Annotated in this window: 11 protein-coding genes, 1 tRNA gene and 2 pseudogenes; 3 read left to right on the forward strand and 11 right to left on the reverse strand. The window is 62.3% G+C overall.

From position 1 onward, the window contains the following. Window positions 1-2: 2 nt before the first annotated feature. Window positions 3-746 (reverse strand): hypothetical protein, encoded by a 744-nt coding sequence (locus NWE53_RS21320; protein ID WP_265051350.1) that lies wholly within the window; start codon window positions 744-746, stop codon window positions 3-5. Window positions 747-804: 58 nt separating this feature from the next. On the opposite strand from NWE53_RS21320, the gene NWE53_RS21325 reads away from it, so the two are divergent. Further along, a tRNA-Arg gene (locus NWE53_RS21325) sits at window positions 805-881 on the forward strand. Between the two features lie 399 nt (window positions 882-1,280). Further along, window positions 1,281-1,667, forward strand: coding sequence for a recombinase family protein (locus NWE53_RS21330; protein WP_265051351.1), 387 nt, complete (start codon window positions 1,281-1,283; stop codon window positions 1,665-1,667). Between the two features lie 70 nt (window positions 1,668-1,737). Here NWE53_RS21330 and NWE53_RS21335 read toward each other — a convergent pair whose 3' ends face one another. The 9 genes and pseudogenes from NWE53_RS21335 to NWE53_RS21365 all read right to left on the reverse strand — a co-directional run bounded on the left by NWE53_RS21335 (window position 1,738) and on the right by NWE53_RS21365 (window position 10,658). Beyond that, the gene (locus NWE53_RS21335) at window positions 1,738-2,148 is read right to left on the reverse strand and encodes a hypothetical protein (RefSeq protein WP_265051352.1); all 411 of its coding nucleotides are present in this window, start codon (window positions 2,146-2,148) and stop codon (window positions 1,738-1,740) included. A gap of 102 nt (window positions 2,149-2,250) precedes the next feature. After that, window positions 2,251-2,679, reverse strand: coding sequence for a hypothetical protein (locus NWE53_RS21340; protein ID WP_265051353.1), 429 nt, complete (start codon window positions 2,677-2,679; stop codon window positions 2,251-2,253). Window positions 2,680-3,611: 932 nt separating this feature from the next. Next, window positions 3,612-3,779: pseudogene (locus tag NWE53_RS29875) on the reverse strand (hypothetical protein); the annotation flags it as partial. Further along, window positions 3,718-4,461 (reverse strand): hypothetical protein, encoded by a 744-nt coding sequence (locus NWE53_RS21345; protein WP_265051354.1) that lies wholly within the window; start codon window positions 4,459-4,461, stop codon window positions 3,718-3,720. The pseudogene NWE53_RS29875 and the gene NWE53_RS21345, both read right to left, overlap by 62 nt. A gap of 551 nt (window positions 4,462-5,012) precedes the next feature. Then, window positions 5,013-7,139 carry an autotransporter family protein gene (locus tag NWE53_RS21350; RefSeq protein ID WP_442865047.1) on the reverse strand — a complete coding sequence of 709 codons (2,127 nt, stop codon included), beginning with the start codon at window positions 7,137-7,139 and terminating at the stop codon, window positions 5,013-5,015. A 3-nt stretch (window positions 7,140-7,142) separates the two neighbouring features. Then, window positions 7,143-7,940 (reverse strand): annotated as a pseudogene (locus NWE53_RS30085) (hypothetical protein); the annotation flags it as partial. Between the two features lie 363 nt (window positions 7,941-8,303). Next, window positions 8,304-8,567, reverse strand: coding sequence for a hypothetical protein (locus NWE53_RS21355; RefSeq protein WP_265051356.1), 264 nt, complete (start codon window positions 8,565-8,567; stop codon window positions 8,304-8,306). A 683-nt stretch (window positions 8,568-9,250) separates the two neighbouring features. Then, the gene (locus tag NWE53_RS21360; RefSeq protein WP_265051357.1) at window positions 9,251-9,484 is read right to left on the reverse strand and encodes a hypothetical protein; all 234 of its coding nucleotides are present in this window, start codon (window positions 9,482-9,484) and stop codon (window positions 9,251-9,253) included. Between the two features lie 193 nt (window positions 9,485-9,677). Beyond that, window positions 9,678-10,658 (reverse strand): hypothetical protein, encoded by a 981-nt coding sequence (locus tag NWE53_RS21365; protein ID WP_265051358.1) that lies wholly within the window; start codon window positions 10,656-10,658, stop codon window positions 9,678-9,680. 208 nt (window positions 10,659-10,866) lie between these two features. Here NWE53_RS21365 and NWE53_RS21370 point away from each other — a divergent pair, with 208 nt between their 5' ends. Then, on the forward strand, window positions 10,867-11,142 hold the full coding sequence (locus tag NWE53_RS21370; RefSeq protein WP_265051359.1) for a hypothetical protein: 276 nt from the start codon (window positions 10,867-10,869) through the stop codon (window positions 11,140-11,142). Here the strand turns inward: NWE53_RS21370 and NWE53_RS30090 are convergent. Further along, a complete protein-coding gene (locus NWE53_RS30090; RefSeq protein ID WP_442865048.1) occupies window positions 11,029-11,394 on the reverse strand; it encodes an autotransporter domain-containing protein in 366 nt (121 codons plus the stop codon). The two genes, NWE53_RS21370 and NWE53_RS30090, sit on opposite strands and share 114 nt — an antisense overlap. Between the last annotated feature and the right edge of the window lie 305 nt (window positions 11,395-11,699).

Genomic DNA, 11,699 nt, shown 5'->3' on the forward strand with positions numbered 1-11,699 from the left:
CCTCAGTCGATCAGTTCCAGCGCTGCCCGCGATGTCGCCTCCAGCAGGAGGCCGTCGCGCCCGGACATGACGCCATAGGCTCGCAGGCGTTTACCGCCCAGGCTGCCCGCGGTCCAGCCGGCAGCCTTCAATTCACGCCAAAGCGCGCGCGAGACGACGATCGAGGCAGCCTCCCCGGGACGGCGGGACAAATTCAGATAGGTCCGCTGGGAGCGCTCGCCGACGGAGGCGATCCGACCTTCCAGCATGACGTAACGCCCCTCCTGCGCCTTCACGGCGGCGAGATCATGACCGTCGACGGCCACGAGCTGCGAAGGTTGGAGGGCAGATGTTACCGTTTTCTGAATGGGAGCAGGCGCGCCCTTGCAGGAGGCTGTGGCCGGCTCGGGTAAGGGCAGGGCCGCGCCGCTGCGTTGCAGGGCGGTGGAAAGCTCCAGCGGCTCGCGAGCAGCCCCCTCGGGCGGGATGAAGAGCTTCGCGGGCCAGCGCCCCCAGCGGTCCGGCTCGCCCAGGACGGCGAGATCAAGGGCCCGATCGAGGAAGGGCTGGAGCCCGGCGCGGAAGCGCGCGGCTTCGTCGAGGTCCTGGCGCGGCGCCAGCCCGACCAGCCGCAGGACGCGGCCATCGCTCAGGACCGGGTCACCGGCGGCGTTGATGCCGGTCAGCCGCGCTGCTGTCGTCTCGGCCCTGGGTTCGGCGCAGGCGGGCGCCGCCTGCACCGGCGCGCCGGGCAAGACCGCGATCATGACAGTTGCAAGAAGGGACTTCACCCGCATCGCGATTATGCTACACGACGTTTTGTGCGTCCCGGTAGCTCAGCAGGATAGAGCAACGGTTTCCTAAACCGTAGGTCAGGGGTTCGAATCCCTTCCGGGACGCCATATTTTATGTCTAAGTCTTTGTAATCGCACAGCTTTAATTCTGGCGGCCCGTCTTACCCCAACATTTACCCCAACAGCCGGTTTCTGGGCCTGTCTCGCTCGTCGTGTTTCTGCCGTCCGGAGGTCGGTCGCTGGCGAGCCCTGCCAAGTCGCGCCTCCACGGGCAACCGATTTACGGCGTGGCGCAGAACATTCACGAAGCCCACGAACCCATCCGTGCCTTCAAGGGCGAACTCTCGGGTCAGATGATCCGATCACGAAGCGGAGCCCAAGCCCGCGTAGGACGGTACGTCCACGATTCGAGGCGTTTGCGCGCCGTCTTAGGATTTGGCGTAGCCCGCCGGCTTGAAATCAAGAAGCGGGAGAGGCGGGAGACTTCAAACCGCCATCCTGGCCGGCATGGCCGAGCAGGAGCGCCAGGTCATCACGGAGAGGACGTTCCTTGGCCGGCAGGAAAAGGCGACGCGGGGAGGGTATGCCTGCGGGGCGGTGCCGCTGGGCTATGTCACCGACCGGGAGGGCGGGCTTGCGCCTGATGCCGAGAGCGCGGTGACTGTGCGCCGGATCTTCGCCATGCGGAAGGAAGGCGCCACGCTGCAGGCCATCGCCAGCGCCTTGAACGGGGACGGCATCGCAACGTCGCGCGGCGGCCGGTGGTGGCCGGCCACGGTTCGCTACATTCTCGACAACCCCAAATATCGCGGCGACAGCGAATACCTGTTCCGCTGGAATGGCGACGAGAAGCACGTCCAGCGCACCGGCACGCATGCTGCCCTGATAGATTGATGTCTTGCAGTCTAGCTGCCCTGCTACCTCGTCATCTTCCTATCGCGCGCCGGCATAACTTCTGATGCAGTCATTTTCTGACGCAGCGGCCTATCTTGGTGGTCGTGTGGCTGCCGAGTGCGATTATGGTTTCGATGAACTCGCCAGTGGCGTGGTCAATGACGACTGTAAGCGCACCGATGCCGGTTTTGGCGCCGAACACGTTCGTCCTCTTGTTCGCGCCGTCCTCGACCGTCGTGACGGGCAACGGGGGCAGGCATTCGGATAAGCAAGTAACGAGCGTTGCCTCGGTGATCACCAGACGGCTCTTGATGTAGCGGAGCGTTGGATTGTCGCGCTCGTCGGTGCAATGGATGGCCCCAGAGGCCCGCATATCGCAGTCTGCCCGGTTGTTTTCGAGACATTCGAACGAGGCGGCGTAGGTCGGCGAAGCCCCAGCAACCAGCGCGCACGCCAGCAGTTTCCTAAGCAATGCCGTCATTTGTCTGGTTCCTCTCAGCCATGCCCATTCGCAGAGGGTTCAGTCCCGATGGCCAAGGGCCCCATCCGGAGGCCCTTGCCCATTTAGCAGCGGGCAGGGCACTTAAAATTTCTGGCAGGTGCCTCGCGCCAAGTACACCTGATCAGGAACCGGGTTTTTTTCAGTCGCCCCGCCGATTTCTCCAAACATCCGCGCTCTGTAATATTTCAATGTCTTCGAATTGAAAGTGATAAAATTGGACATCCCAACGCATTGAACCAAGTCCGGTAGGGAAAACTCAAGTGGTATAGAACAGGTATATGTTAATTCAGCAATTTGATTCTTAAATTTTAACGTTGGCCAATCCATAACAATGGTGAATTTGGACGGGGCAAAACTTACCTGATTAGGTCCGTTCTTAAAATCAAAACCTGTCGCCTGATCATCAGCGCAGACATACGCAGTCTTTTCCTGACCAATGCCCGGTGTTGTTGAGAACGCCAGCGCCATAAGAGCGCAAAGGAAAGGGCGGGGAAACGAGGTCATGGCCATAATGAGCTCACCGGGCTTTGGGACGATTGGTAACAGTTAAATAAGCTGCCGCTGCGTTCGCCAGTTGTTATTCTCCGCCAAAAGGTTGCTCGCCCCTGCCACGGGGTGGCGTTCGCGGTCCTCACGGAGAGGTGCAAGGATTTGCGGTCCTCTCACCCACCGGCCCGCACTCCCGGAAACGCACGGCACAGGCCCTTCGAGCAGGCACTCGCTGCATGCTCCGCACACTCCCTTACCAATGGAGTACTCGGTTCCTGAGGGATGGCGACCCGCATCCGAGCCCGCGCAGTCAGGCGCGCCGGGGAATTGCTCCAGCAACTCGACGGTCGCGGTGGGGATAGGAGCAAATGGGGACGAACCCACTTTTACTCCAGTGAGCCCCGCGCCCATCTAGTTGCTGGAGCAATTCCCCGGCGCGACCGAAGGGTGTGGCCATGATGGCCATACCTTCGGACAGGAGGGGGAGGCGGGCGAAGTCGCTATTCGCGTCGCCGAGACGGATCTCCGCGCAGTTTGGCAACCCGGTTGGCGACAAGGTCCAGTGCTTCGAAGGCGCAGCGCTTCCAAAGCCGTTCGGCCGCCGAAAAGCCGGTCAGGTAACCGGCCAGGAACGCAATGACGAGTAGGCCAGCCACCATGACGCGAGCCCTCACCCTGTGCCACCGGGGGAATACAAGGCCGGCTGTAGGCAACGGATCGCTTTTGAAGCGATGCGCGATGAGGCCCCGGACTGCGTAAAGCCAAGCTTTCGCAGATCTCAGAAAGTCCGGCCTATCTGTGCAAATTCCGGCTCCGATGACGTACCGTCCACAGAACGTGGATTCTCCTCGCCGATCGAAGTAGCCTTGGTTCGCCGATCAGATGCGGCAGGAACGCCACCGCTTGCAAAGCCCCCCAGCCCAGCCCCGCGGTGGCGTTCTGCTGTCGGCTCGTTAGACCCTCTCCGCCGTCTCCCGCATCCTCCGCACGAGCGCCGAGACCATACGTCGCCGCTCGATCGCCTCTGCCTTGAACCGACCGTGCTTGAACCTGTTCTGATTACCTTTCGGCGCGCCGGGGCTCTTGCCCCCGTGCAGGCGACATCTCCCGTTCGGCATGGCCGGGGATTGGCAGGACGTTGCCGATCGGGTCCGAGCACAGCAGCGGGGGCTGAGACGCAGTTGCGCTGGTTCCATGGGGTTGATCCTCTGATTTGATCGCTGCCCCACCCCCTGGGGTGGCGAAGGCGCCGATTGCGGCCTGTCCGCCCTCGTGGACGTGGACATGCTCGACCGTGACCTTCTGCTGGCCGCCCTTGCCGCGATGCCGGTTCAGGGCCTCGATCAGAGTGGCGTAGGTGCGCGAGAGCTTGTTCGCCTGGGAGAGGTTCTCGGACCGGCCAGCGAATGTCTGGTCGATAATCATCGCCCGGCGGTAGCACTCCATCGCGGCGTTGTGGGCAGCGAACAGCTGGGTTCCCATCATCGCCTCGAGCTCGTCCTTCGCCTGGAAGGCGGTCAAATAAGCGGCGGTGGACTTGAACTGCTTGCCCACCTGGTCCTCATCGGAGCCGGCGAGCCATATGGAACCGAACGCCTGATTGGCGAGGATGTTGTTCCAGTCGTCCGATGACGATCCGCCAATGCGCCTGAGCCGGCCCGCAGTCTTTGGCTCGGCACCCTTGCTCTTGATCGGGGGCGTCTCGGTCTGGGGCTGCTGCTTTGTGGCCTTCGTCACATCACACCTCTCATCGTCACCCAGAGGATCGTTCCGAAACTCGCGAAGGTCATCAAGATGGTGCACCGGCCTCGCTTCTTGATCCGCCGGCCCCGATTTGGATTGCAGGCATGCAATCAATCAAATCATAAGGTGCGATCGATTATGCAATGTTGCCATCGAGAATAACATCCTCGACTGCGCAGCGCCAGATTAGGGGGACTGCCCAGAGCTCCGGGGATGGCCGGATAGACGCCCGGCTGAGTTGCGTCGGTGGGTCGGTGTTGCCTCGCGAACCGGGCCATTTCCTTGAGCCGCATCTTGAACAACCTGCCGCGAAGCAACTGCTCGCGGATTTACGCCTGCTGAGCGCGCAGCTCGGCCTTCTCCAGCGCCCGCGTTAATGGCTCGTGACGCTCACAACGTCAGCTTCCGGACCGAGATCGGAGGGGCAAAATCGACCCAACCGAGACATTTGAAGATCGGCGTCTGCTGACCGGAGCTGGCCCCATTGCCGGCATCCGTAGGGTCCGCTTGCAGGTAAAATGACTGAAGACAACGTAAGGGCGGCCGGTTTGGCAGACTCACGAAGTCCCGTCCCGGCTCGGAACCAACAAGGTTGTCGGCAGGCGCCGCGCCTACCAGGTGACACGCAGGCCGAGATTGCCCTTGATGCCGCGGCGATCGTCGCCGCCGAGATTGCTGGTGTAGCTCGCCGCCGCGAAGACGCCGACGTTCGGCGTCACCTGGGCCGCAACGCCGCCGCCGAGTTCCAGCGAGGTGGAGCCGAAGCCGGTTGTAATCGGCGTGACATTGAAGGTCGTCGTGTCGCTGCCGGAAAACGTGCGCCAGACATTGGCGAGGAGATAAGGTTTCAGCGTCATCCCGCCCATCACCCAATCGCCGGTGAGCCGTGCGCCGATCCGGCCGGTTAGCGCATCGTCGGGCGAAAAGCGGACCGCGGAGAAGCGATCGCGCTCCGTTCCAAACGAGACCGATTGCCAGATCAGCTGCGCCTGCGGCTCAAGCGACAGCCCGGCACCGATCTGGATCGGATAGCCCGCCTCGAGCGAACCGGTGAGCCCGGTTCCGTCGGCGCTCATCCCGATGCCGCGGGTCGAGCGCGGATCGCCATCGAACCAGGAGGTCAGCAGCACCGCGTCGAGATACCAGCCTGACGGACCAATATGGGTCCAGTAGGCGCCGAGGCTGGTTGCATCCATCTTCAGCTTGCCGACCAGCACTCGCTGCTGGGCGATCGCGAAACCGCGAGCATCGACATCCGCACTGGCGAAGCCGACGAACAGCCCAAGCCGGTCGCGATGGCCGTTATTGTCCCAGCCAAAAAGATCCTGACCGGCCTGGAAGCCGCCGATATTGCCCTTCATCTCGGGCGAGAGCGGGCCTGAGCGACTCTCCTCGGCATGGCGGCCGAAGACACGGCCCCAGGCGCCCGGAAGCGCGCCCGAGCCGAGCAACATGGCTTGATCGCCCTGGCGCTCGTGAAAGGTCCCGAGCGTCGCCAGACCAAGCTGGCGCGCCACCCCCGGCAACAGCGTGTAGAGCGCCGCCTCGGGGCGGAAAAGAGGGACGGGAGTGCCAGGAGCCGTTACGCCGGGGGGAAGCACGCCGGGTGGTGTCACGCCTGGTGGCGTCGGGCCGACCGGGGGCGTCACACCGGGGGGCGTCGGGAAAAGCTGGCTTCGCAGGAACCAGTCATTCTCGGTGCCGGGCGTCACACCGCCCTGGAACAGGAGATACTCGTACGGGCCAGCCCCAACGGGGCCGCCGAGCGTGAAAGCGCCGGCAGCGGTGGTCCCTCCGTTCAGCGCGCTGACCACCTGGATGCCGCTGCCTGTCGTCAAATCGCCGGGCCCGCCGGCATTGGCGATACTCAGAAGCGAATTGCCGGTCGCCGAGCCGCCATTGATAACGAGGCGATCGGAAGGCGAGCCGTCAGTTCCGAGGAAAGTGTTCAGCCCTATCGTGCCGCCAGTTCCTGTATAGCTCGGCGTCGTCAAGACTGTGCCGGGGGCGGTGCCGGTGCCCATGCTGACTAGGCCAGCATTGGCGACGCTCGGGATGGTGTGGCTGAAGCCATTGAGGTCGAGCGTTCCGGCGCTCGCGACCGTCACCGGAGAATTTGGACTGAGCGTGTTGAGAGCGCCCGCGCGCAACGTGCCACCGTTAACGTTCGTCGGTCCGGTGTAGCTGTTGGCGCCGGTGAGCATCGTCGTGCCGGCGAACACATTGACGGTGCCATTGCCGCTGATCGCCGGCGCGAACACGTACTCGGAGGACGTGTGATTGAAGTTGAGCGTACCGGCGCCCAAACCAAAGGCGACGGTCGGCGCGTTGATGGTGCCGGGTGCAGCCGCCGCCGTGCTGACGAGCGGGTCCGCGCCGATGTTCAGTGTGCCAATCGATCCGGTCTGCGCCGCGACCACTACAGAAGGCGCGGCAACGACGCCTTCGTTCGCAATCGTGAGCGCGCCCGTGCCAGAGTTGCCAATGTTCACCCCCAAGCTGTTGCGCCAGGCGGAGCCAGTGCCGGTTACCGTGACTGTGCCCCGCGAGCCCGAAGAACCGCCAACCACCCCGGTGAGATCGGTTACAGTGCCGCCGTCCGCGATCATGAGCTCGCCCGTCCCCGCACTGCCGACCACAACGTTTCCGTTATTCGTCCAGTTGGAGCCCGCGCCGGCCACCGTCACCATACCGGTCGCGCCGGCAAACGATCCCAGCACGCCACTAGTATTGGTCACGCTCCCACCGCTTTGGATCGTGAGTGTGCCGGTGCCCGAATCGCCGATATTGAGGACGCCACGGACATCCCAGGTGGATGTAGGCCCAGTTACAGTGGCCGTACCCGTCGAGCCGGCAGTCTCTCCGACAGAGCCCCCAAAAGAACTAATCACCCTACCGCCATCTTCGATTTTAAGAACCCCTGTACCTAGTCGGCCCACAAAGAGGAGGGCATTTGACCACGTGGAGCCGGTGCCGGTCACGGTCACGGTACCATTCGAGCCAAGCCCGCCGCCAATGAACCCGCCCCCAAACGGGAGGGTGGTCAATGTCCCGCCCTCTTGAATTGTGAGCGCCCCAAACCCAACCACGCCGACGGACACTTGAGAGGCGTGCGCGGGCAAGCCCGAGATCACCGTCGGAAACGGCGTCGTGGTGTCAATGACCGTGAAGTTTTGGTTCGTCGGAACACTACCGGGATTCCAATTGCCAGCCGCAAACCAATCAGATGATCCCGCTCCGGCGGTCCAATCTCTGAGGTTCTGGGCGCGTGTCGAAACCGTCGAGGCTGCAACAAGCACCATAGTTGCTAGAGCCGTGGACGAGCCAAACCTGCAACCGCGTGCAAACAACGTCTCGCGCCCCGCCGCGTATATACACCGATGAAACAGTGGTTCGACGTTTCGAGCTAGCGCCCGGCAGTAATGCTCGAAAGCCATTCCTGCGCCCCCTTTGCGTGCACCCTGCGAGCGTGATCGGCGATCACATGAGGGGACTGCGTGACGAGTCGTGCGAATGATCAGAGAAAACGGCAACGACATCTACAAAATGTTTACATGGGCAAGTCCAGTGCCAATGCGAGCCCATATATTTCAGGAACCTGTTGCAAGAACGCTGCGGTTTTCGATCCTACCGCCCCTATGCAGCGACTGAAATTTGCTGTCGGTGCAATTTTGGACGGTCCGAGGCAGGCATTGCGCCCGTCGGAAATGGGTCCTGACCCTGCTTGCTGACCTTCAATCAGTAGCGTTCGCTATGGGGCAGCCCGCCAAAGTTTGGGGGTGGCTGGTTTATGCCAGCGATGCTGCGTGGCGGACTTCTGCTCTCCACCCCTGGCTGTCCCAAACAACGTCAGCTCTCGGGCACATTATCGAACGAAAAAGCTCAATTTCCGCTGAGGCCGATCAGCGTCGCGGGCCGGTGGCGGTCCCGGTCACGCGACCTCTGGAATCGCGGAACGTCGTCGTCCCTTGGCTCTCGGTCGAGGCGCGCCCCGTCGTCCTGCCATCTGGGCCGTAGAAGTTCTGGTTGCCTTGGCTGTCGGTCGTTGAGCGGCCTGTAACGCGCCCGGAACTGTCGCGGAAGGTCTGCTGCGACTGCTGCGCCCCTGCATCGCCCGCCAGAGCTGCGAGCGTCAGGCCGGCGATGATGGCGGTCGTCCTACTCATGGTGGCCTCCCAGTTCAGTCTGGTTACGGACGCCCGTGATCCGCTCTCGGCGCTCCGGCCGGCCGGGCTTTCCATTCCGGCCGGGGAACCTTGGCTTCGCGTCGCGGTTGGCCAAAGGTCTCCTTTCGGTTTGAGCGAACTACCCCGCTTGCGTGCGCAGGCGGGGATTTTCTTATGTCAAAATATATTGCCTCCAGTCGAGAGGCATAGATTCTCGCCCGTATCCATGGCGGAGGAAGGAGCCATGCCATTCTCATCGCTGAGCGACCCCGTCGACCTGGCCCGCGCGCAAGCCGCGCTTAATGCTGCCTGGTCCGAGATCCGATCGACCGTCCCCGATGCCGATGACGAGCAAGTGCGGACGAAGCCGGCCTACATCGTCGCGAGCTTGGTCGCCTTAGCTGAAGATGAGGACGATCTGACGCTACGGGCGATCGAGCGATTTCGATCTCCGTCGTTGCATGAGCGTTCGCCGCGGCGGAACTCGGCTGCGGCTACCTCGTTTTGGCAGTGCTATTGTCGCGACGTGACCCGCGATGGTGGTGGTGGCCACCTACCCAGATGGCTACCGAAGGGAGCCGGTACAGCCCCCAGCCCTCGGCTCCCTTCTCCCGCCGATCGGGAAGCTGTAACCGCGAGCGTGTTTCCGTTTTTCCGCCCGCGTTTCATTCAACGCCACATGCTCACAATTGTGACGTGCCGTCCTGGTTCGCGGCGACAAATTTCTTTGCTTCGCTCACAAACAATAGCCACGTCGGAACATCGCTGCTCGTCAGGCTGTCAATGAATGCCTTAGCGCCAGTGACAGCGGGTATCGCCTCGTCGAGGGGTTGGTCGGGGTCCAATCGTTTCGCTCGACACATAGCCCGCGCGATCCGAATGACCCGGGCACGCTCATGCTCATGCACGTCGTCCATTATGGTCCTCCCAGATTCGCCAATCCGCGCTGCGCCGTCAGATGGTCAGGACATCAGAGTGCGGTGAACTTCACGCGACATGCACCTTCCCCGCCCACGCTCTCGCCTTCAGATGGATCGAACCGTCCTCCGGGCGGGGCAATGGCGGTGGAGCGACAAATGAACCAGTCAAACAATGTATTGATCAAACCGCTTAGCGTCTGCCCATTGCAATCTTCGCCGGCGGTCGTAAGCGCAGGCTCACTGCCGCAGCGATCTTCGCCGCTATGTTTGTCTCGAGATCGAAGCCGCTGCCAGCATTTTGGTCCGCTTCATAGATGCCCGACCAGATGATCGCAGTCGTTCGCCCATCCAGCAGGCGGCTTGTGATCCTGAGCTTGCCGTCGCCTGCACGGATCACGCCCTCCAGGATATGCCGCCGGCCAAGCTGGCGATCGATTTGTGCGGCGGACGCGGAAGATTCCAAGGCAGCTGAAGTCTGACTGCGAAAGATTGTCAGCTCTTCGTTCGGAACGAGCTGCGAGATGACATCGTCGGCAAGTCCTGCCGCGAAAACCTCGAATTCGGCATTCTCAGTGAGGTTGACGAAGGGCTTCACGACGAGTGACAGCCGTGCCGGGCTCACTGGCGCAGCCGGGATCGGTCCATTCGCTATCGCCAGGAAGGCCACCAAGGAGCTGATCGCGAGCGCTGAAGTGGCGCCGACAAGCCAAGGTAGCCTCAGCCAATCGCCCGTTTGCGGGCGGGATGGTTCGTCGGGTGGGGGATCGGATGGCGAAAGCGGCGCAGGGTCGATCTGATCGTTCAATTGCCAGCGGAAGCTAGGCACATAGCCCCCCTTGGCAATCTCGATCACAAGCGCGTCGGTACTGCCTTCAAGCAGATAATACCGCTCCAATCCGCGCCTGAGCCGCCCCGCCTCAATGCGAACGACGGGATCGTTCGAAACGTCGAAATCTGCCCTCCGGCCGAAGACTTCGACTGCGATCGAATAGGCCTTGATGCGGTCTGCCCGGCCAAAGAGCGTCTCTTCAACCACAAAGGACAGAAACCGGCGCACCCGCTCGGGCACCTTAAAGTCGTCACTTGCTAAAATGCGACCCAGTTGGGCACGAATATCGTCTTCAGAGATCCCAGGAACAACGCAGGAGCCACTGCTGGAACGCGTCGGCATTATCAAGGCCCTTCGAATACGCTTAGCACCATCTCGAACAGATGGGGAAATTACTGCAACAGCGCGGTGACACGCAGAGCGCTAGCCAGTCAGCCAAACACTCGCCCCTGCTGTCCCTAAGGTCAATTGAGGGTTCGCTGCGCCAAGCCCAAAATCGGTGAAGGGCAAGGAGTGCATCGACCCGCCCTCACATATCGAGGTCGGCATTATGACCCGGATCGAGGAGCGCGGGCGCGCCCGTCTGAAACTGCGTTTTCCTGATTGGCGGGCCCGTTTTGATCTGGCCGCAAGCGAACCCTTTCTCGACCTTTGCGAGGCGTACGAACTGGCGCATGTGGGGCTGGATTACTGGACCAGGTCAGACGCACCGTTACGCGACGAGATGATTGCAGACTATCGAGACCTGATGGCCTCCCTGGAGTTGGAAGCCCAGATCTGGGCAGATCGCGAGATCGAGGGGAGAAGTCACGCCAGAAAGCGTTAGCTGGACAGTGTTCCTCGTGATCTGCGCATCGATCCCGGCCTTGATCTCGCCCCAGGCTCCGCCAAGATCCGAGCGGAAGGGGATAAAGCCGGTCGCCGAGGAGAACGAGGTCTTGGGGCTGCCCAGGAACTCGTTCCAGAGGCTCGCCTTCAGCGAGGCGGTCATCATGCGCGGTTTGGAACTCGTTGTCCCCTCGTCGAGCGCCCAACTTCTGGCGAGGCGAGCGCCGATCCGTCCGGCCAGTGACTCGATTCCGAAAAGCGCACCAGAGCCGCCCCGTCATTGCCGGAGCCGTTGACCAGCGTCACGGCTGTAACGGGCAGCAGGGCAGCGAGACGGTTTTCAGGGGCGCCGAAAAGGCGGCGCTGGCCAGGGGGTTATCGTGTGGTAACGCTTCATCGAACGTCTGCTTCCGGACCGAGATCGAAGGGGCAAAATCGACCGACCCCCGCCTTGGCAACGTCCGGTTCCCGGCTGCTCGCCTGGCGGTTGAGAGCGCGACGTCCGTTCCCATCGCATCGGTGAGGCTGCAGGCAGCGCAGCGAAAGCGTTCGTCG

The sequence above is a fragment of the Bosea sp. NBC_00550 genome (genome assembly GCF_026020075.1).
Lineage (GTDB): Bacteria > Pseudomonadota > Alphaproteobacteria > Rhizobiales > Beijerinckiaceae > Allobosea.

Excerpts from the sequence above, each read along its gene's own strand:
- NWE53_RS21320 (WP_265051350.1), bottom strand. The coding sequence starts at position 746 with ATGATCGCGGTCTTGCCCGGCGCGCCGGTGCAGGCGGCGCCCGCCTGC.
- NWE53_RS21330 (WP_265051351.1), top strand. The coding sequence starts at position 1,281 with ATGGCCGAGCAGGAGCGCCAGGTCATCACGGAGAGGACGTTCCTTGGC.
- NWE53_RS21340 (WP_265051353.1), bottom strand. The coding sequence starts at position 2,679 with ATGGCCATGACCTCGTTTCCCCGCCCTTTCCTTTGCGCTCTTATGGCG.
- NWE53_RS21360 (WP_265051357.1), bottom strand. The coding sequence starts at position 9,484 with ATGGACGACGTGCATGAGCATGAGCGTGCCCGGGTCATTCGGATCGCG.
- NWE53_RS21365 (WP_265051358.1), bottom strand. The coding sequence starts at position 10,658 with ATGCCGACGCGTTCCAGCAGTGGCTCCTGCGTTGTTCCTGGGATCTCT.
- NWE53_RS21370 (WP_265051359.1), top strand. The coding sequence starts at position 10,867 with ATGACCCGGATCGAGGAGCGCGGGCGCGCCCGTCTGAAACTGCGTTTT.
- NWE53_RS21355 (WP_265051356.1), bottom strand. The coding sequence starts at position 8,567 with ATGAGTAGGACGACCGCCATCATCGCCGGCCTGACGCTCGCAGCTCTG.
- NWE53_RS21335 (WP_265051352.1), bottom strand. The coding sequence starts at position 2,148 with ATGACGGCATTGCTTAGGAAACTGCTGGCGTGCGCGCTGGTTGCTGGG.